Consider the following 20,057-nt stretch of genomic DNA (forward strand, 5'->3'; position numbering starts at 1 on the left):
TTAAATAAATGCACCGATACCTAATGAACGGTTTAAAAAATGAAACAACAATTCGAGTTGATTGCCGTGAGTAACTTCCCACTGTTTTGGGTCTCGATGTAACTCGTCATGATGAATACGACATAATGGAATAGTGAATAAGTCGTGAGCTTTAGTACCCATGCCTCCCATGCCATGGCCTATGATGTGGTGCGGATCATCAGCTTGTTGCCCACACACGCAACACGGTTGAGTTTTCACCCATTGAAGCCAGTTGGTATTTTCCCAGCGTTGCATTTTAGGTTTAAGAAGAAATGACGCTGGTGGCTCAGGATCAACGACAACTTTAATAACCGGTTTTATCGCATCTAAACGCTCATTCATTGCTGATAATGCTGTTACGTTACTTGGGATAATGTCAGCTTCAGGAAAACCACCATGAACTTTGCGTTCCTCTTGTTTATCTGACCAACTCAAAATCTGGCGTAATATCACTTCGGGTAATTCATCAACCAAGTTATGCATTACTGCAAATGAGAAAAAATCAGGTATTGTCAGCTGGTGTCCGCTATCTAATCTCAAACGAAAACGGATAGTATCTAACATCCAATTAATACGATTTTTATGAGCTAATTCAGCAACCCAACCTGCTGATGAATGACGAATATGATTATCGTGATGCCAACAAGTGCGGATCACGCCAGCCTCATTAAGTGTCGTTACTAACTCATGGTGATGATAATTATCTTCATCGTTATCAATCTGACAGTATTTGATATTACTAATAACCCAAGAGTCCATCGGTGATACTTTATCGATGGTGTGGATTACTTTTTTGTTATTGAGAAATTGAATGATGTGCTTATTGTTTAAAATTGGCTGTTCATCACCCGTTAATGCGCCTGAGGGCAACACATCTAAACTTTTTGGAACATCGCTAATAATCACGCGGTGATGCTTCTTAAATTGCTCGAGTAATTCAGCACCCGGTTTAAGTAATACAACGCCCAGTTCTGGCTGAATATAAGGCGTTAATAATAATTTCATGCACTCACCTGTTTATTCAGCATCACCATACGGATCAGTTCATCCGTTTTACTCTCAAAGAAATGCGGTTGGGTTTCACGAGGATTATTAGGGCTGGTCATGTTCTTCCCAAACTGACAGCCCCTTGCAGTCACTGACCAGAACTCTTTCACTTTGTTAGCTGTTTTCGTACTTGGCCGAGATAAACGTTCAACAATGCCGAGATCGGCCAACCGTTTATAAGCTTGCTGGGCTGAAATAGGTAATTGGTGTTTTCTAATCAGAGTTGATAAAGCTACTGTTGGACGACTTGAACCATCCATGGAACCACTTGGCGCATCAATCGCGTAAACAGGCGCTAACTCAGGTAAGCCCGCCATTGCTTGTAATTTTTGATAAGCGCCTAACTTTGATGAATTCGAGAAATTTAAACTTTTAGACATTGATTCCAGTAGTATCACGCCCGCCTGCACTTTATCACTGAGTTTCTCTTGATGTTGTTGTGTCACTAGAGCATCAAAGGTGCGGATCACTTTTAAATGAAAAGAAGCACTGATCCACATTGCATAGGCGTAAACCAATTCTTTGCAAACATAAGTGCCTTGGTTATATCCACCAGCCACAGTAACAATAGGCGCTCCTGTGATCTCAGGAGCGGTCGAAATTTCATCAATTAACTCTTTAGTTTGAGCTAATGAACTCCAATTCGACGGCTGATGTCGTTTTTCACCACCCGATACTCGATGTAAATCATTTAAACAATAGCGACCGGCTACATCTCTACGAACCTGAAAACCATCAATAACAATTAATCCATTCATGCTATTTCTCTCCACGTTTTATTCGTGACCGTACATCACGCTTTTACTATGCTGACGAATGGTTATTTCAAGCTTCCCGCCTTTAATAACGTCCATCCATTCAACATCCATTTTTTTAATCTGTTTATCATCCCCCCATACACCCGCATGAGTAAGCGCATCAAAAGGTGCCTTTAAGAAATTATCAATATCTCTAGCCTGCTTAGTTGGTGGATATAATTTCACTGAAACAAACACATCACTCTCAATAGCTTTAGGTCTACGCTTTAATTGTTCATAGACTGCTGCAATCGCATTTGCTCTAAAGACTCGCCCTTTTGCACTAACTAAGGTTCCTCTTTTGGTATTTCTCCAATAAGTATTTACGCTAGGTGGAAATGGCAACGTAAGCATGAGTTCAGGCATAAGTCCCCCATAAACCAATTAGCAATGTCACTACAAACCAAAAACCAACGAACAAAATGTATTTAGTTAGCATTAGTGATTACCTCTTACTGAACTTACTAATGAATCGTAGGGCTCGGTTGGTAATTTCCCCATGAGTGCAAAATTAGAAGTGGCGTGTTTTACCCATCTGATAGTTGGCAAAGCGCATTTTTTAGCCTTCTGAATATTCAACTTTTCAATGTAGACTGACTCACCTGATTTACGTGATTCTGTTATTGCTGAATAAACTCTTTCTGCCTCTTTAGTTACTCTGTAGCGTAATGGACGTTCTTCGCTAATTCTGACTAATGCACCTAAAGTCCAAAGGTGTGCCAACGCTCTTGATGCGCCAGCTAAATTAGTGTCTAAATCACGAGTAACAATGTCGCGATCTACTACTTCACCAACTTTGTACAACGCTAAGATTTGCTCTGTGATTTTCATGCGACACCTCTCGATACAAGCCATTTCGCTTGTTCAATAAATGTTTTGCCGATTTGCTCTAACTCACTGCGTTGAATGTAATCAATGGCTTTACCATTCCACGTTTTATCAAACACCACGATAGCACCAGCAAAAAATGCCCCTGTTGGTACTTGGTTTTCATCTACTGGAACAAACCATTGTGGAACATCAAAACCAACACGACCGCGAATAAAACAAATATGGTCCGCTTCTTCACACCACCATGTTTCGCTTGTGGCCACTTTCAACAAGAAAACATAACGCCCGCCTTTTTCACGCATAGCCAACGCATGATTCATAATGTGGCGAACACCTGTGACAGCCTGTTTTTCATGATATGAACTACGTGAATAAGGAGGATTGGCAAATGCTGAACCGCCAATTTCTTTGAGTTTTTCCGACCAATCTTGGGTAAGCGCATTATCCTCAACGGTGTAGAAATGAGGGCATTTGCTGTTTTGTGCATCGGTAAAGAGATCTAGTGTGAAAGGTCCATAGAGCGAATTGATACCCCAATACAGATTTTCAGGTGTTCGCCACTGATCACCAATTTCTTTTAATTTGTGAGCAGATTGGCTTTTTAATTCCTGTAATTTCAGTGCGTAATCAATCATTACTGAACCTCCTGTGACATTTCAGTCGCTTGTTTCCAAATGCTGTTCCATGCTTGACGACCAGAAAACTCACTCATACGACGAATGCCTGTCTTACCTGCTAATTCAAGTGCGATCTCTTCAATACGGTTTTGAGGTTTAGAACGAGAACCAATCAAGCGAGAGAAGGCGCTGTCACGTTCAACGGTATCAACTTGAACCTTCGGCTCATCCTTTGGCTTTTGGCTACGAACGATCAACTCATCAAAGTGTTTACGTAATTTACGAGGGCTTAAAATGTTTTGGTGCCAGAATGAATCTTTGTTGGCCCAGTCGAACAACGCACAAATTTGCTCATGAGTACGCCCATCGATTTGACGCATCAAACGAATATCGTTCGCCCAGTCATACCAAGTAGGTTCTAGTGCAGATGAATTCAGTTTTTTAACACGACCAAACATCCATTTCGCCGTTTTTAAATCACCTTCATCGCCCCATTTTTGAAAGTTAGCGCTGTAAATCACGGCTTCAGGATAACGAGTTAAAAAATCATTTTTCGGCTGGTCGCTGGATTCGTTAGAATTCTGCGACGAAAGGTCTTTAGTGATCTGTAAGTTTTTATCTGAGTTAAGATCTGTATAAAGATAGGATTCCTCACTTTCGACGTTTCCATGATTCTGCATTTCTGCGGTTTCCATTCCGCAGTTTCGACGTTCCGATTCCGCAGTTTCGACGTTTCCATTCCTCATTTTCGACGTTTCAGAAATAGACGGGAAAATCATAGAGATAAGTTTATTACCATCTATCTTGTAGTGAGTAACAGGGGTACCGTTAACCTTTTTTGTCTTAGTTTCAATCACACCAGGGAAATACTTTTTACGTAATTTATCAACGAGGCGTCGAGCTTGCTCTTCACCAGAAAGCCCGTGAATTTCTTCTGCCAGCTCTTCATGGCTTTTATAAAACCAACCATCATCAGCACTTGATGAAACACCAGACCAGAAGACAAGTTGATTTAAAATTGCAGACAAGGCGTGAGCTTGCTGATCACCTTTGAAAAAATCTAAATAAGGAACAGGAATAACAATGACGTTTTTCTGCCCTGACATAGCTTGTACAACATCAAAAATAGTCGTCATAGCAACGCCTCACTTAACTCTGGTGTATTTCTCTTTAAAACGCTGTACAGGTTCACACTGTGGGTCGTCACAACCATCAAGCATAAAAATAACGCGCTGTTTTTCTCTGTCATAACGAACAACATGAACAACGATACCCCTGTGATTTTTGTAGTAGCGATCGAGTTGATTTGGGTTCTCATTGTTCATTGCCCCGCTCTCCACTTGAAAAATAAAAATCAGCCCATGCCTTTTTAAGCGACTGTCTATCTACCAAATATGCAGGTTTCTTGTAGTTGTCTGGTTGTTCATCAGAGACTATGATTTCTACATAGCGAAATGACTGACTACCCGAGACAGGTAAACAACGGAATTGCTTTTTAGGTATTAAATGCGCTAATCTACTCATGCTAATTTCTCTTCACACAATTGAAATTTGCAAACCGAAGCCAGAGGCCGTACACCTTTGGCTTCACCCTTTCTGGATATAGCCATCTTTAATTTCTCTTTTGATGCAATGAAACAAACGCATTCATAAATGTGCGGATCTGTGAAATTAATCCATCCAACATCATTTTTATTTTCTGCTCTTCTTCGTTATCAATAACGCCATCAGCCAAGCTATCCTTCATCAGTAACGCTAAACGCCCCTGCATTTCGTCAACATTGCTACGTAATGTGAATAGTTCTGTCTGATCTAAATCAGCAGGACTAATTCTGTCCACGAGCAAGCGGTTTGATTCACGAGCGACAAATTCAGCAAATAAAACGGTCTTAGAGATATCTTGCATCGCTAATAACTCGTTTAAATCAAACGAACGACAACCGTTTTTCTCATAAAGCTTGTTGTTGAATGATGTTAAAGACAGACCAAGCGCACCAGCCATTGCCTCACGCCCACCAGCTATTGCCTCACACATTTCTTTCACTACCTGTTTTATTGATTGGTTACTCATTTCCTACCACCCTGAATAAATTCTTGTAGTTAACTGCTTTAAACGATTTTGCTATTTTGTTGTTGGTAACGATGTGGGTATAAGATCTCTAATTCAGTTATTTCCCCGCGATAAAAAGCTGTTAATTTTTCAGCGAGTTCCAAAGAGGCTGCTTGAATGCCTCTTTCTAGTCGCGAAAGGTTTCCCACATCACAATTAATGGCATTGGCCACTTCTGAAATGGTTAGATTTAGTTCTACCCGAACTTTTCTTAATGGTGTTTGCATACCGCCTCCTTAAATGCGTTACACGCATATTATCACACAACAAAATATGCGCAATGCGCTTTGTGCTGTACGCATAAATAAAGTTGAATTAAGGTATGAAAATAGGAACAAGAATTAGAGAACTGAGAAAGAAAAAAGGATTGACAATCCTTCAGTTGGCCACAGCCATTAACAGTGACGTGGGCAATATTTCTCGCCTTGAAAGAAACATACAAGGCTACACAGAAAACACTTTAGTAAAAATAGCGGAAGCACTTGGTGTATCTGTTGCTGATTTATTTACTGAAGAACTACCAGAACTAGATAAAATCGAATTTATTGGGAAAGTGCCATCAGGAATGGTTCAGGTACGTGGTGAGGCATTCTTAGGTGTTGATGGTGCCGTTGATATGATTGAAGAGCACAACGGCTGGTTGAAGATATATAGCGACGATAAGGACGCATACGGATTGAAAGTTAAAGGCGATAGCATGTGGCCTCGTATTCAGTCTGGTGAGTTTGTTGTTGTTGAACCAAATACTAGAGTTAGATCCGGTGATGAGGTATTTGTTCGCTCAGCTGAAGGGCACAATATGATTAAAATCTTCAATAAAACAAGAAATGGTGACTATCAGTTTACAAGTATCAATAACTCACATAAGCCTATCACTCTATCACCAGAGCAAGTTGATACTATGCATTATGTGTCAGCTATCGTTAAGCCTACAAAATACATTGATAGTTGTGAGCGTGAAACAAAGCTAAGCCTTGTTCCGCCATTAGTTGACTAGTCCCAATGGCCTGACAATATGCTTTGGGGTGTGGTGGAAATTTAATAGCTCAAGTTATAATTTATTTTACCAAATCGGTAAAGAATGATAGGATAATGGCGTCTTGGAAATTTTATTTGAAGATAGCAAAATAAAAAAAATTTGCGAACAACAAAAGGAGGCAGAGAAAAAATTAGGCTCTCTTTGTGCTAAAAAATTAAGAACAAGACTAAGTGATTTAGAATCTGCCAGTAGAGTTACTGATTTGGTTGTCGGAAATCCTCACCCTCTAAAAGGAGATCGTGATGGTCAGTTTGCTCTTAATCTTCACGGTGGTTATAGGTTAGTTTTTAGCCCATCCAATGACCCATGCCCAACAAAGCCAGATGGTGGTATAGATTGGGATAGAGTAACTATCATTTGTATTGAATATATAGGGGATTATCATGACTAATCTGAGTGCTAGTTTTGCGCCGGACTGGGTCTCCCCACCTGGCGAAACCATACTTGATATTTCTGAAGAGCGCGGATGGTCTCAATCCGAGCTAGCTAAACGATTAGGATTTAGCGAGAAGCATTTAAGCCTGCTGGTAAATGGGAAGGCATCCCTCACCACAGAAACAGCAGAAAAACTGGAACGCGTGTTAGGTGGATCTTCCGATTTCTGGTTATCCAGAGAAGCCAATTATCAAGCGCATAAATCAAGAATTGACGCAGCTGAAAAACATTCTTTATGGGAGCCATGGCTTAATGAGGTCCCAGTTAGGGATCTAATGTCTTGTGGCGCTATAGAGAAAATAAGGGTAATTCCTAAACATAAATCAAAAATAGTCGTGTCCTGCTTGAAGTTTTTTGGTGTTGCATCTCCTGATGAGTGGCGTGATATATATGGCGGAATGCAGGTTTCATTTAGACGAAGCAGAGAAGAACAATGTGATGTAGGCGCTATATCGTCATGGTTAAGGCTTGGAGAACAGGAATCCGAATCGATAAATGCTCCTAAATTCAATAAAAGCAAATTTGAAAAAGCTCTAAAAGAAATACGTGGATTAACTATCGAAAAGGCTGAAGTTTTCGAGCCAGTCATGAGAAAGTTACTTCTTGAGTCTGGTGTAGTGCTGGTTCTTGTCCCTGCTATACCTAGATCGCATGTTAGTGGGGTCGCTAGATGGATTACCCCTACAAGGCCATTAATTCAGCTTTCTCTATATGGAAAAACAAACGATAAATTTTGGTTTACGTTCTTCCATGAGGCAGCTCATATATTACTTCATTCTGATACTAAAGAGGATAAAAAATCCATTTTCCTAGATGACCCTAACGCCACAAGATCTCAAGATAAATATGAGATAGAAGCTAACGAATGGGCGGGAAAATATTTGATACCAGAGGAATATAGTAAATACCTTCCTGAACTTAGAAATAGAGATGCAGTTAATCATTTTTCTAAAATGATAGGAATTCACCCTGGTATAGTCATCGGAAGATTACAGCATGACGAGTATATTCCAATCAATTGGATGAATGATTTAAAGCAAGGCTTGCAATTTAAATAACCCCAGCCCTCCACCGCGAGGGCTTTTTCCCCCTTCAGAGAAGTGTTCTGCATTCCAGTCTGATATTTTTTAAAATACATAAATAAAAAAATAAACAGATAAAATTTGTCCTTTTATATTTTGGTATAAATTCAAATATGCGCTTGACGCATTTGTGCTTGGTGCATATACTTCCTTTATCAGATAATAATAGTTGATGAAAAATGTATTAAGTTATGGGAGTAATCATGACAACTGAACAGATTGCGTGCTGAGCGTGAAAGGCTGGTGGATGAATTAGCAAGACTGGATACTGAAATAGCAGAGTACATAAATAAAAGTGCTATTCAGATACAAAGTGAATGATTTTTATGTGTGAAGAGAACGTGTGAAGAGAAACAATGGCTGGCTGAGTCTTAAACCATTAACGGGGGTGTGGTGATAATGTTCTGCTCAGTCAGCCATTTTTATAAAGTTAGTTTTATAACCAAAGAGCGTGGGCGTGAAAAAAAGTAACCTGCAGTCAGCTAGAAATCCGAATCCCAATCGGGCTGATGAAACCACAGGTGGTCCGCTCTTTTTGATTATGAATCTAACAATAAGTAAGGGTACTGGCATCCATCCATGACAGTCCATATCAGGTATCCACTGTAGCTAGTGCCCTTTCTTATTGTGTGAAGTGAATAAACTGTGTGAGGAGAAATTAATATGTCACGCCCTTCGTTAAAAAATGCAATTGTGTATAGAGCGCAACTACCAAGTGCAGAAGCGATGTCCGATCACCTAAGTAAAATTCCATTTACTGAAGTGTTAGAATCACATTTTTGTAGTTATGGTTATATACCAAACCCGGTTACTAATGAATTAGTAACCCCTATTACAGGTGGATATTTACTGACATTTCGTTTTGATCAGAAAATATTACCCAATGCCGTTATTAAAAAAGAAGTTGATGACCGTATCAGTAAATTAATTGATAGTGACGCTGAATTTAGCGCTCTTGATATTAAACATACAGTTACAGAGGAGTTTCTTAGAAAAGCTTTTGTAAAAACAATTACAACACTCGTTTTATATCATTCAAGCAAAGAATGTTTATTGGTGGCCAGTTCTAATAAAAATATTGCAAATTCAGCTATCAGCACGTTGATCAAAGCATGTGGCTCAGTCAAAACAGAAACAATTCATATTAATGATGTATCAAAAGGTCTAACTACTAGGCTGTTAAATACATTGAACAATGAAGAAGAAGCAGATTGTTTTGGAAATGACTTCTATCTTGGTCAATTTTATTTACTTGAAAGAAAAATTGATAACAAAAAAGAAATTGTGAAATATGATGCTGATTTCAATTCTATAAGAGATGTGCTTTTTGACTCTTTAAATAATCACTTTAAAATTAATTTAATTCAATTATATACAAATGACATACAATTTAAACTTACTAGTGACTTTCACTTCAAAGGAATTAAGCCGGTAAATAAAATTGAGTTTGATGATAAAGATAAAGTTTATCGCTATCGACATGAATGCTCTCTCATTATGTTTTATATAACACTTACCATAGATATTTTAATTGATTTATTAAAATATAAAGAAAAATAATAATTAACCAACATCAGGGAAATTTAATCTCGATTAATTCGAGAGAGATTCTTATTACCTAAAATTGTGTGGAGAGAATAATGTCTTATATTGCAACAGCAACAAATAAACATTTCTATTATCTCGATGTACGGTTCGAAGATATAGATATTCAAGATATTGCCAGTGGCCTTGCTAATGAATGTCGCTTTAATGGGCAGATTGATAATTTCTATTCAGTTGCTCAACATTCTGTATATGCTAGCTATTTAGTTGCTCCTGAATATGCTTTAGAAGCCTTACTTCATGACGCTAGTGAAGCTTATATCAAAGATCTACCATCCCCACTTAAAAAACTATTGCCTGAATATAGGTTAATTGAGTTACGTGTAGAAAAGATGATCCGAAAAAAGTTTGGATTGCCATCAACTATATCTGACTCTGTTCATTTTGCTGATCTAATGATGCTAGCAACTGAAAAGCGTGATTTGGAAATTGACGTTGGTAGTAATTGGTTAATGCTTGAAGGTATTCCAGCAAGTGATTTTGTTGTTAATCCATTAACCCCACCACAAGCAAAAACTCAGTTTTTGCGTCGTTTTAACGAGCTTTATAAAGGAATATAAAATGGCTAACGGATCAGTAAATAAAGTAATCATCATTGGCAATTTAGGGCGAGATCCTGAAATTCGCTATCTTCCCTCTGGTGGTGCTGTTGCTAACTTAGCTGTGGCCACAAGTGAAAAATGGCGAGATAAACAGACGGGTGAAAACCGTGAAAAGACAGAATGGCATCGTGTTGTTTTGTTTGGAAAGCTCGCAGATATCGCAGGTGGTTATTTGTGTAAAGGTTCACAAGTTTATATCGAGGGGCAATTACAAACCCGCGAATGGGATGATAACGGTGTTAAACGTTATACAACTGAAATAATCGTCAATGTTGGTGGGAAAATGCAAATGCTGGGTGGTGCTAGTAAATCAGCAGGTTCACAGTCTGCACAGCAAAATCAGCCACCAGCTCAACCTCAAGCCCAAAGTAGTCAACCACCAATGGATTTTGAGGATGATATTCCCTTTGCTCCAATTGGGCTTATGTATCCACGCCATTTAATTAATGTGATTTAGGAGGCTTTATGTCAATTACTCCAGAATTTGTAGAATATGATGAAAATGGTTATTGGGCTCATTCAAAACTGCCATATTCCGAAGATAGTAATGAAATTATGCAGTGGGTAACGGATAACCAATTAGAGCAACGCTGTATTTATATGAGTGAAGATGTCGGAGAGAATACACCTGTTTTCCAGAACTATTTTACTAATGGTAACCCTAATGTATCAGCTTGGATGCCAACGGAACCTCCTGGTGAAGGCTGGTTTATTGGAGCTATATACGAAAGTGAAGATGGCCCCGTCTGCCTTTGGTTACGCTCTTCAAAATATCAATTAAAAGAACATCTCTCAAAAGCCCATCGAGAAGCTGAAAAAACAGCTTATGAATATTTCTGTGCTTGCGATATCGGCGAAGAGAGAATTCAAGCACACGAAATCTACCAGCGTATTAGAACAGCTACGCGTATAGGTGGATGATATGAAAGAACGCGGAATTATTTTTAATGCAGAAATGGTACGCGCCATTTTAGATGGGCGTAAAACTCAAACTCGTCGCATCGTCAAAAATGTAATGCCTGATAATGGAATATGGCTAAAAAAGCCGACCAAAACAAGAAGTGGCACAACCACACATGTACTTGATGCTCCAAAACATAATTTGTGCCCTCTTGGTAAAATCGGTGATCGTCTTTGGGTTCGTGAAACATGGATGCCTGATGCTCCTCGCGATGGAACTTGGGGTGATGTTGAGTTTTATGGATGTAAAAACTCACAATTAAGCATGATACCTCAATGCTATTGTACTCCAGAGCATTGTATTTATCGTGCATCTTGGGATGGTGCCGAAATGATTGGCTGGACTCCATCTATACACATGCCTCGCTGGGCTTCACGCATTACGTTAGAAATCACCGATGTTCGTGTTGAGCGCCTGAATGATATCAGTAACGATGATGCTAAATCTGAAGGTTGTTGGTATGGGCGTGGAGGTGGTGTTCCCGATAAGGCTCTTACACCTAGCGATCAATTCCCTACATTATGGGAAGAAATATATGGAGCTGAAAGTTGGTTGTCTAATCCGTGGGTATGGGTGATTGAGTTTAAAAAGGTGGGGTGAAAATAAAAAATGGATAAAAACGAAATTAGAGTTTTGACTTCTTATGTAAAAGGCATGTTTTCAGATAATAAAGAACCTGAAAAGAAGGTCATTATTGCATTGTGTGATGAGTTGGAATCATTAATTAAAACTAATGAAGATAATAGTAAGTTAATAGAGGCATTTTGCGCTGATGATGTTGATTGGAATAAATTAATAGATAAAAAGAACATGGAAAGTTCGCAATTAATTGAACTAATCATGAAGCTAGCCGATGAGCTTTGTAATAGTAAAAGAAAGCAAATGAAATTAGGCGTTCTATATGCTCGTAATCATTTAATTAGTGCATACAGAGCCAATTTTATTGAGTGTGATGAAAAACAGTTCGCAATGTTTATGAACACATTAACCCATATTGCAAGTGAATCTATTGATATTGAATTAATGATGGAGAATGTTTTGTCATGTAATGACGAAGCTGAAAATTGGATTAAATCAAAGTTGGCATATAAAAATGAAACCAATACTTGATATGTGTTGTGGCTCTCGTATGTTTTATTTTGATAAACAAGATGATCGTGTTTTATTTAATGATATTAGAGCTGAAGAACATATTTTATGTGACGGAAGAATTTTAAATATAACACCTGATGTTATTTCTGATTTTAAAAATCTTCCTTTCCAAGATAATTCATTTTATCAGGTGCTATTTGATCCTCCTCATTTAATTAGAGTTGGTAAAAACAGCTGGATGTTTAAAAAATATGGTTCGTTAAATAAAGACTCATGGAAAGAAGATTTAAAAAAAGGATTTACTGAAGCATTTCGTGTGTTAAAGCCAAATGGAACCTTATTGTTTAAGTGGTGCGAAACTCAAATACCCGTTAAACAAATATTAGCTTTAACTAATGAAAAACCAACAGCTGTTCAGCGTGTAGGGAAAAATGACAAGACCCACTGGATGGCATTCTATAAAGAAAATCAGTAAATAATTACCACCAGCATTAACTAATATCTATTTAAACTGTGTACGGACAGTGTGGAGAGAAAATATGAATACAGTATTTTTATTGTTAGCTGAATATGAAACGTCTCAAATTCCTCTATCTGTTGTTGCTGAGAAATTCCTTAGCATATCGCCTTCTTGGGCTGATAAAAAAGCTAACCTTGGCGAGTTACCATTTCCAACATACAGGGATAATCAAAAATCAGGAAGATTGGTGCATATTGTAGATTTAGCGGAATGGATAGACAAAAAACGAGAAGTAGCTAAAGCGGAATTCAAGCTATTGCAATAAATCACATGTGGCTGCATAACCTATACAGCCACATGTTACTTTTGGGAGCGTAGCCTTCAAATGGAGCTGTGCTCTGATAGAGCGAAAGTGGTGCAAGAAAAAGCTACTTCCTACTGAAAATGTCTATTAACTTATCAATAGATATATATCTCCATAGAATCATTTCACTACGTAAGCTTTTGCAAACATCAACACTCATCAGTCTCTTCCTTTAATCTTACATGTATAATAATTATGATATTAAAGTTTCTAACATTTACCAGAACCATGCTTTATTGCATCATAATCACACTAAAACATCTAAAAACATCATACCACAAGAAAACATAACACATTGATTTAAAATAAATTAAACAAAAAGAAACAACAAATGAAAAAAAATCAACAAAATATGTTGATTTCAATAACTCATTTTGTTAATATCAAAGCGTAGGGTATTTTTACCTTATTTTTTAATTGAGGAGTCACAAAATGTTAACGCCGTTCGGTAAGACTGTAAGGAAAATGCGGATTGATTTAGGCATCACTTTAAAAAGTATGGCTGAGTCAATGGACATGACATCTTCTTACCTTTCAGCGATTGAAACTGGCAAAAGAGCTGTCACAAATCAGATTTTAGAAAATATAATAAAATTTTTCCAAGCAAGTGGTGATGTGAAAGAAAAATTGATAAAGGCAGCCGATGAATCTCAGCAAACAGTGGAGATTAGCTTGTTAGGTAGACAAGAAAGAGCAAGAGATGTGGCTATTGCATTCGCCAGAAATTTTGACGATTTAAGTGCAGAAGATTTATCTCGTTTACAAAGTATTTTGAATAAAAATGAATAATACTTAAACTAAGGAGGCCTCTTGAGTGGTCAAGATTATAGAGTTCCCTCTCTAAATCGAAGGGATATAAGGACGCTAACTCATCAAATAAGGAGTATGTTAAGTATTACAAACTTACACTTTCCTATAATGGAATTTGTTGAATTTGGATTACCTAGCCTTATTGATGATTACGAACTCAGTATAATGCCCATTGAAGATATGCCGGGAACTCACGGGTTAACAATACCTCAAGAGAGCAAGATTATATTAAGGGAAGATATATATGAGGGAGCATTAAATGGAAATGGTCGGGATAGGATGACTGTTGCACATGAGCTAGGCCATTTACTTATGCATAAAAATATATCTTTCGCTAGGTCTATGCCTAACGTTCGAATAAGAGCGTTTGAAAGTAGTGAATGGCAGGCAAAATGTTTCAGTGGTGAGTTACTTATCCCTGCCACCAAAAGAGAAATACTATTAAACATGACACCTATTGAAGTCGCTCAGGTGTGTGGAGTTTCTCTAGAAGCAGCTGAATATCAGTTGCAAAAAATATAAAACCCCTGTTTAGGTGGTGCTAAACAAGGGCTTTTTTTAGTAACAAACCTAAGAGTGTTACTACTTGAATTACTTCGTGACAACCTGACAATAACACCTCAGGGAAGTTAACTCAAGAAAAATCTCTCTTGGTAAGGAGGTGTTTATGAATGGCTTTAAAACCAATTACTAGCAAACCAGCACCAAAAGGTTTTCGCTGGATATTTTGCAGATTCCGTAAAGTTCGTGGTAAATCTGGTAAAAGATTAGATGCGCATGCATACGGATATCAAGCTTGGGCATTTTTAGTAAGATGCTAAAATAGAAAGGCATGAATTTCATGCCTTTTTTGATGTTATTTTTTCAAACTTTTCGTGTAGAGATTTGGGATATAACTCTGTATATACCTGCCAAAGAACATTTAAAGATCTATGTCCTGTAACTTGAGCCACCTCTTCAATACTAAAGCCCGCTTCAAATAAACGACTAGCCCCTTCTCTTCTTAAATCATGATATCTAAGATCTTCAATTCCTAATGCGTTCCTAGTGCGCTGAAAACCTGCAGTAACTGATTTAGGGTTATAAGGGAAAATTCTATCACTTGTTTTTGGTTGGCGACTCAGTATTGTCCATGCATCACCAAGCAAAGGAACTGACATATGATTGCCAGATTTTTTACGCGGATCTTTTCTATCTCTAACAATTACTGATCTGTTTTTCTCGTCAACGTCTGTCCATAGAATTTTGCACACTTCACCAATACGCATACAACTAAGAATAGAAAAATCTAAAATATCAACATAAGGGATAATGCACTCTCTGTGTTCGCTTCGTTTTTTAAGCGCTTCTCTTAGTTGTTTTAATTCTTCTTTTTGAGGTCTACGACTACGCCGTTGCGATTTACCAATCAATCCCATTTGAATGAGTAACGGGCGTGCCTCATACGCTGGATTAGCCGTATATTCTATACCATAGATAGGTTTTGCTGATTTTAATACCGAGGTCAAATAACTAACATCATGGTTAATGGTTGAGGGTGATGCACCTGATGCGTGTCTATGTCTGCAATGATCAACAATATGTGAAACGGTAAGCTCTGTTAGCCCATATTTAGACAAATCAGAATCAAACAGCATTTCTAAAACATACCGTTTTGTTCTTCCTGCTTTCCCGCCAAGATCTGGATCATTTAAATATTTAAACAGTAAATCTCTGACTGTTATTTTTGTTGCATCAGTTGGATCTGGTATGCCGTTTTGCTCTAGCTCTAAAACACGTTTAGTTCCCCATGTTTTTGCATGAGCCTGTTTGGTGAACGTTCTGCTTTCATTATAAATTCTCTTTCCACCAGCTTTCACAGAAACGGAACATCTGTATCGAGCAGTGCCGTCTGCTCTATCGCGTTTTGATATGGTATAGTAAGCCATCTCTATATAAATCCTCTCTCACTCTCAGCAGGACACCAAATTTTGGTGTCCTCACTGGTGTCCTGATAAAGAGAAAATACACTAAAATGGGTTATAATGCACGAAAATACACCAACCGATAAAACACTAGAAAACAAGCAAACAAAGGGCACTCAAGGGAATTACCCATTGAACCGCTTCTCTGTTGCGCCGATGCTCGATTGGACTGATCGTCATTGCCGTTATTTCTTTCGTCAACTCAGTAAAAACACTCTGCTTTATACTGAAATGGTTACAACAGGTGCCATTATTCATGGTAAAGGTGACTATCTAAAATACAGTGAAGAAGAACATCCTGTTTCATTACAATTAGGCGGAAGCGATCCTCTAGCTTTAGCGCAATGTGCAAAATTGGCACAAGAACGTGGCTATGATGAAATTAATTTAAATGTAGGTTGTCCTTCAGATCGCGTACAAAATGGGCGTTTCGGTGCTTGTTTAATGGGAGATGCACAGCTCGTCGCAGATTGTGTGAAAGCCATGCGTGATGTGGTTGATATTCCTGTCACAGTAAAAACGCGCATTGGGATCGATGACCAAGATAGCTACGAATTTTTATGTGATTTTATTGATACTGTCAGTCGCGATAATAATTGCGATACTTTTATTATTCATGCACGTAAAGCATGGTTATCAGGTTTAAGCCCAAAAGAGAACCGTGAAATTCCACCTCTAGATTATCCTCGTGTTTATCAATTAAAGCGTGATTTCTCGCATCTCACCATGGCGATTAATGGCGGAATTAAATCGTTAGAAGAAGCGAAGGAACACTTAAAACATATGGATGGTGTTATGGTCGGTCGTGAAGCTTATCAAAACCCGTCCATTTTAGCGCATGTTGATCATGAGCTTTTTGATAATCAATTGCCTATTGCTGATACAGTCGCTGCCGTAAGAGCCATGTATCCTTATATTGAAAAAGAGCTATCACAAGGGACTTATTTAGGTCATGTCACTCGTCATATGTTAGGGATTTTTCAAGGTATTCCAGGTGCAAGACAATGGCGTCGTCATTTAAGTGAAAATGCGCATAAACAAGGTGCTGATTTGTCTGTTTTAGAAAATGCACTGAAGTTTGTGACTGAGAAATAATCTAAAAAAATAAAACCAGCCTAAAGGCTGGTTTATTTTAATTAAAGTAATGAGAAGAAACGATTATAATTTGCAATTAAATAAGCAATTTGAAATTCAAAAGCCTCTTTAACTTCACTTTTACTTTCTTCTGAATCCTCTTTCTTTTTTATATCAAAAAAGGCGTTTTGCATTAATTGAACTGATACATCCATTGATTTTTGAAATGAAGATAAATTATTATTTTCGCCTAATCGTTTAAATAACGCTTCTATCTTTTCATCAGCTACATCACGAATAAACTGTAATTCAACATTACTGACTTTATTATCCTCATAGATAAAATCAATAAAATCATTTAACTCATTCTTTTGCATAAACACTCCATACTCTATTAATAAAATTAGTAAAAACGTAAATTAAAAGAGATAAAGTGAAAAATAAACATAAAATAAAAATAAGGTTTTTTTTTGATAATTAAAATAGGAATTTATTATATTTTATTAATAAAAGATAAATATTTAAAACCTGTCTAATTTATTTTAAACAGGTTCTAAATATTACAAACAATAATTAAGGAATAAGTAAGCTTGATCCTTGAGATTGTCGGCTTTCAAGATAATGATGCGCTTCTTTGGCATCTGCTAAAGCAAATTTCTGATTATCTGGCACACTGACATCAATTTTACCACTACCAATTAATGCAAATAGTGCTTCACTTGCAGTATCTAGCTCTTCACGGGTTGTGATATAACCCGAAATAGATGGGCGCGTCACATATAAAGAACCTTTTTTATTGAGAATACCTAAATCAACACCCGTTACTGCACCTGATGCGTTACCGAAACTCACCATTAAACCTCGGTGCTGCAAACAGTCTAACGAGTCTAACCAAGTCGCTTTACCGACAGAATCATAAACAACTGGCACTTTTTGGTTATTAGTTAGCGCCAAAACACGTTCCACAATCGACTCAGTCTGGTAATTAATCACTTCCCATGCACCTGCAGCTTTTGCTTTAGCAACTTTTTCATCACTGCCTGCTGTACCTATCATTTTTGCACCAATGGCTTTAGCCCATTGGCTTGCAATTAAACCAACGCCACCCGCTGCTGCGTGGAATAAAAAGACTTCACCCGCTTGTAATTTATAGGTTTCATTGAAGAGATAATAAACCGTTAATCCTTTTAAAAAAGAGGCTGCAGCTTGTTCAAAAGAGATATTATCAGGCAGACGCGCCACTTTATTTTCTGGTACATTATGCGTATCGCTATAAGCCCCTAGCGGAGATTGCGCATACACAACTCTGTCCCCTTCTTTTAGTGAAGTCACTTTAGCGCCTGTTTTGATAATAATACCCGCAGCTTCAGTGCCTAATCCACTTGGAAATTGGCTTACAGGATATAATCCGCTACGTACATAAGTATCAATATAGTTAATACCTATTGCCTTATTGGCAACTTGAACTTCATGATCACCAAGAGGAGCTGGTGTAAATGTTGCTAACTCAAGAACATCTGCATCACCATGAGTTGCAAATTGAATACGTTTAGCCATTACTATCTCCTTTGTAGGATAAGAGGTTAAATAAACGAGCGCAAAAAGACCTTTAGAGATAATGACAAAGGATAGCTATTTCTACAAGGCACAGATAATTGGGTTAGCGTATACTAATATGCTGACTGAGACTTTTTCGATTTTATGCAGGATTTATGGCCAGAAATAAGACCACTGACAAACTGATGTCTGATATTAAAGACCGACAAATGGAGGGATTAAAGCTACCTCCCCATTCGCTGGAAGCAGAACAGTCCGTGTTAGGCGGTCTGATGATAGATAATGAACGTTGGGATAATGTTTCTGAGCGTGTTACCGCAGAGGATTTTTATAGCCGACCTCATCGTACTATTTTCTCGCAAATGCAACGCTTGCTGGAATTAGGTAAACCTATTGACCTAATTACACTCTCAGAAGCATTAGAACAAAATGCCGAGTTAGACAGTGTTGGCGGTTTTGCTTATTTAGCAGAACTTTCTAAAAATACGCCAAGTGCGGCGAACATCAACGCTTATGCCGATATTGTCCGAGAACGTGCGGTTGTTCGCGATATGATAAAAGTCGCCAATGAGATCGCGGATGCAGGTTTTGATCCTCAAGGGCGCACCAGTGAAGATCTACTCGATTTTGCCGAATCTAGAGTGTTTCAAATTGCTGAAACTCGTGCCAATAAAGATGAAGGTCCGAAAGCGATAGAAGCTATTTTAGAAGAAACCGTTGAAAAAATAGAACAGCTCTATCAAAAACCTCACGATGGTGTCACCGGAGTTTCTAGTGGTTATCAAGATCTTGATAAAAAAACCGCTGGATTACAAAAATCAGATTTAATTATTGTCGCAGCACGTCCTTCGATGGGTAAAACCACATTTGCCATGAACTTATGTGAAAATGCGGCAATGACAGAAGAAAAACCCGTACTTATCTTTAGTTTAGAGATGCCCGGCAACCAAATTATGATGCGTATGTTGGCATCATTATCTCGCGTTGATCAGACAAGAATTCGAACAGGCCAGCTTGATGATGAGGATTGGGCGCGTATTTCAAGCACCATGGGTATCTTGCTTGAAAAACGTAATATGTATATTGATGACTCATCGGGTTTAACACCAACAGAAGTACGCTCTCGTGCTCGTCGAATTTATCGTGAACATGGTGGTTTAAGCCTTATCATGATTGACTACCTACAGCTAATGAGAGTACCTTCATTATCTGAAAACAGAACATTAGAAATTGCTGAAATTTCGCGTTCATTAAAAGCATTAGCTAAAGAACTACAAGTTCCAGTAGTTGCACTATCACAGTTAAACCGTAGTTTGGAACAACGTGCTGATAAGCGCCCTGTTAACTCAGACTTACGTGAATCGGGCTCTATCGAGCAGGATGCTGACCTTATTATGTTTATTTATCGTGATGAGGTTTATCACGAAAGTAGTGATTTAAAAGGTGTTGCAGAAATTATCATCGGTAAACAACGTAACGGTCCAATTGGTACAGTCAGACTTACCTTTAACGGTCAATGGTCGCGCTTTGATAACTACGCTGGTCCTGCTTACGACGATGAATAATCACTAACCTTGATTTAATTAGAG

General features: G+C 38.0%; 29 protein-coding genes. 16 read left to right on the forward strand and 13 right to left on the reverse strand.

The window, feature by feature from the left end:
- From ABN217_RS16995 to ABN217_RS17040, 10 genes are all read right to left on the reverse strand, one after another.
- A complete protein-coding gene (locus tag ABN217_RS16995) occupies positions 1-1,026 on the reverse strand; it encodes a DUF968 domain-containing protein (protein ID WP_349459667.1) in 1,026 nt (341 codons plus the stop codon).
- Positions 1,023-1,826, reverse strand: coding sequence for a KilA-N domain-containing protein (locus ABN217_RS17000; RefSeq protein WP_349459668.1), 804 nt, complete (start codon positions 1,824-1,826; stop codon positions 1,023-1,025). The genes ABN217_RS16995 and ABN217_RS17000 overlap by 4 nt, the downstream gene beginning before the upstream one ends.
- Before the next feature lie 18 nt (positions 1,827-1,844).
- A complete protein-coding gene (locus ABN217_RS17005) occupies positions 1,845-2,231 on the reverse strand; it encodes a RusA family crossover junction endodeoxyribonuclease (protein ID WP_100159840.1) in 387 nt (128 codons plus the stop codon).
- 72 nt (positions 2,232-2,303) lie between these two features.
- Positions 2,304-2,696, reverse strand: coding sequence for a hypothetical protein (locus ABN217_RS17010; RefSeq protein ID WP_006533945.1), 393 nt, complete (start codon positions 2,694-2,696; stop codon positions 2,304-2,306).
- Entirely contained in the window at positions 2,693-3,331 is a 639-nt protein-coding gene (locus tag ABN217_RS17015; protein WP_287217070.1) for a phage N-6-adenine-methyltransferase, read from the reverse strand. The genes ABN217_RS17010 and ABN217_RS17015 overlap by 4 nt, the downstream gene beginning before the upstream one ends.
- Complete coding sequence (locus ABN217_RS17020; RefSeq protein WP_349459669.1) at positions 3,331-4,449, reverse strand: phage replication protein O; 1,119 nt, start codon at positions 4,447-4,449, stop codon at positions 3,331-3,333. Before ABN217_RS17020 ends, ABN217_RS17015 begins: the two co-directional genes overlap by 1 nt.
- A gap of 9 nt (positions 4,450-4,458) precedes the next feature.
- Positions 4,459-4,638, reverse strand: coding sequence for a DUF4222 domain-containing protein (locus ABN217_RS17025; protein ID WP_017827295.1), 180 nt, complete (start codon positions 4,636-4,638; stop codon positions 4,459-4,461).
- Positions 4,628-4,837, reverse strand: a complete 210-nt coding sequence (locus ABN217_RS17030) for a hypothetical protein (protein WP_349459191.1) — start codon at positions 4,835-4,837, stop codon at positions 4,628-4,630. The genes ABN217_RS17025 and ABN217_RS17030 overlap by 11 nt, the downstream gene beginning before the upstream one ends.
- 88 nt (positions 4,838-4,925) lie before the next feature.
- Positions 4,926-5,384 (reverse strand): YmfL family putative regulatory protein, encoded by a 459-nt coding sequence (locus tag ABN217_RS17035; RefSeq protein WP_349459670.1) that lies wholly within the window; start codon positions 5,382-5,384, stop codon positions 4,926-4,928.
- Positions 5,385-5,422: 38 nt separating this feature from the next.
- Positions 5,423-5,650: a helix-turn-helix domain-containing protein gene (locus ABN217_RS17040; RefSeq protein WP_349459671.1), complete on the reverse strand. Its 228-nt coding sequence runs from the start codon at positions 5,648-5,650 to the stop codon at positions 5,423-5,425.
- A gap of 95 nt (positions 5,651-5,745) precedes the next feature.
- Between ABN217_RS17040 and ABN217_RS17045 the strand changes: the two genes are divergently transcribed.
- The 14 genes from ABN217_RS17045 (at position 5,746) to ABN217_RS17110 (ending at position 14,694) form a co-directional block, all read left to right on the forward strand.
- Positions 5,746-6,420, forward strand: a complete 675-nt coding sequence (locus ABN217_RS17045; protein WP_349459672.1) for an XRE family transcriptional regulator — start codon at positions 5,746-5,748, stop codon at positions 6,418-6,420.
- A gap of 103 nt (positions 6,421-6,523) precedes the next feature.
- Positions 6,524-6,853, forward strand: a complete 330-nt coding sequence (locus ABN217_RS17050) for a type II toxin-antitoxin system RelE/ParE family toxin (protein WP_349459674.1) — start codon at positions 6,524-6,526, stop codon at positions 6,851-6,853.
- Positions 6,846-7,955 (forward strand): helix-turn-helix domain-containing protein, encoded by a 1,110-nt coding sequence (locus ABN217_RS17055; RefSeq protein ID WP_349459675.1) that lies wholly within the window; start codon positions 6,846-6,848, stop codon positions 7,953-7,955. Before ABN217_RS17050 ends, ABN217_RS17055 begins: the two co-directional genes overlap by 8 nt.
- Before the next feature lie 687 nt (positions 7,956-8,642).
- Positions 8,643-9,539: a recombination-associated protein RdgC gene (gene rdgC, locus ABN217_RS17060; RefSeq protein ID WP_349459676.1), complete on the forward strand. Its 897-nt coding sequence runs from the start codon at positions 8,643-8,645 to the stop codon at positions 9,537-9,539.
- A gap of 80 nt (positions 9,540-9,619) precedes the next feature.
- Complete coding sequence (locus ABN217_RS17065) at positions 9,620-10,144, forward strand: HD family hydrolase (RefSeq protein WP_349459677.1); 525 nt, start codon at positions 9,620-9,622, stop codon at positions 10,142-10,144.
- Position 10,145: 1 nt separating this feature from the next.
- Positions 10,146-10,643: a single-stranded DNA-binding protein gene (ssb, locus tag ABN217_RS17070; protein WP_349459678.1), complete on the forward strand. Its 498-nt coding sequence runs from the start codon at positions 10,146-10,148 to the stop codon at positions 10,641-10,643.
- An 8-nt stretch (positions 10,644-10,651) separates the two neighbouring features.
- Positions 10,652-11,107 carry a hypothetical protein gene (locus tag ABN217_RS17075; protein WP_349459679.1) on the forward strand — a complete coding sequence of 152 codons (456 nt, stop codon included), beginning with the start codon at positions 10,652-10,654 and terminating at the stop codon, positions 11,105-11,107.
- A gap of 1 nt (position 11,108) precedes the next feature.
- Complete coding sequence (locus ABN217_RS17080) at positions 11,109-11,747, forward strand: hypothetical protein (RefSeq protein WP_349459680.1); 639 nt, start codon at positions 11,109-11,111, stop codon at positions 11,745-11,747.
- A 9-nt stretch (positions 11,748-11,756) separates the two neighbouring features.
- Positions 11,757-12,257 (forward strand): hypothetical protein, encoded by a 501-nt coding sequence (locus ABN217_RS17085; RefSeq protein WP_349459681.1) that lies wholly within the window; start codon positions 11,757-11,759, stop codon positions 12,255-12,257.
- A complete protein-coding gene (locus ABN217_RS17090) occupies positions 12,241-12,714 on the forward strand; it encodes a class I SAM-dependent methyltransferase (RefSeq protein WP_349459683.1) in 474 nt (157 codons plus the stop codon). Before ABN217_RS17085 ends, ABN217_RS17090 begins: the two co-directional genes overlap by 17 nt.
- 64 nt (positions 12,715-12,778) lie before the next feature.
- Positions 12,779-13,024, forward strand: coding sequence for a pyocin activator PrtN family protein (locus ABN217_RS17095; RefSeq protein ID WP_349459684.1), 246 nt, complete (start codon positions 12,779-12,781; stop codon positions 13,022-13,024).
- A gap of 471 nt (positions 13,025-13,495) precedes the next feature.
- The gene (locus tag ABN217_RS17100; RefSeq protein ID WP_036904873.1) at positions 13,496-13,852 is read left to right on the forward strand and encodes a helix-turn-helix domain-containing protein; all 357 of its coding nucleotides are present in this window, start codon (positions 13,496-13,498) and stop codon (positions 13,850-13,852) included.
- A 21-nt stretch (positions 13,853-13,873) separates the two neighbouring features.
- On the forward strand, positions 13,874-14,395 hold the full coding sequence (locus ABN217_RS17105) for an ImmA/IrrE family metallo-endopeptidase (protein WP_072021436.1): 522 nt from the start codon (positions 13,874-13,876) through the stop codon (positions 14,393-14,395).
- Positions 14,396-14,544: 149 nt separating this feature from the next.
- Complete coding sequence (locus ABN217_RS17110; protein WP_167392493.1) at positions 14,545-14,694, forward strand: hypothetical protein; 150 nt, start codon at positions 14,545-14,547, stop codon at positions 14,692-14,694.
- A gap of 18 nt (positions 14,695-14,712) precedes the next feature.
- Here the strand turns inward: ABN217_RS17110 and ABN217_RS17115 are convergent, their stop codons facing one another.
- The gene (locus ABN217_RS17115) at positions 14,713-15,801 is read right to left on the reverse strand and encodes a tyrosine-type recombinase/integrase (protein ID WP_115370618.1); all 1,089 of its coding nucleotides are present in this window, start codon (positions 15,799-15,801) and stop codon (positions 14,713-14,715) included.
- A 96-nt stretch (positions 15,802-15,897) separates the two neighbouring features.
- On the opposite strand from ABN217_RS17115, the gene dusA reads away from it, so the two are divergent.
- Entirely contained in the window at positions 15,898-16,932 is a 1,035-nt protein-coding gene (gene dusA, locus ABN217_RS17120) for a tRNA dihydrouridine(20/20a) synthase DusA (RefSeq protein WP_349459686.1), read from the forward strand.
- Between the two features lie 41 nt (positions 16,933-16,973).
- Here dusA and ABN217_RS17125 read toward each other — a convergent pair whose 3' ends face one another.
- A complete protein-coding gene (locus tag ABN217_RS17125) occupies positions 16,974-17,288 on the reverse strand; it encodes a hypothetical protein (RefSeq protein WP_349441332.1) in 315 nt (104 codons plus the stop codon).
- Between the two features lie 196 nt (positions 17,289-17,484).
- A complete protein-coding gene (locus ABN217_RS17130; RefSeq protein WP_349459687.1) occupies positions 17,485-18,468 on the reverse strand; it encodes a quinone oxidoreductase in 984 nt (327 codons plus the stop codon).
- Positions 18,469-18,623: 155 nt separating this feature from the next.
- Here ABN217_RS17130 and dnaB point away from each other — a divergent pair, with 155 nt between their 5' ends.
- Complete coding sequence (gene dnaB, locus ABN217_RS17135; RefSeq protein ID WP_036934568.1) at positions 18,624-20,033, forward strand: replicative DNA helicase; 1,410 nt, start codon at positions 18,624-18,626, stop codon at positions 20,031-20,033.
- The last annotated feature ends 24 nt before the right edge of the window (positions 20,034-20,057 follow it).

It is taken from the genome of Proteus sp. fly-1067, from assembly GCF_040139345.1.
Taxonomy (GTDB): domain Bacteria; phylum Pseudomonadota; class Gammaproteobacteria; order Enterobacterales; family Enterobacteriaceae; genus Proteus; species Proteus vulgaris_B.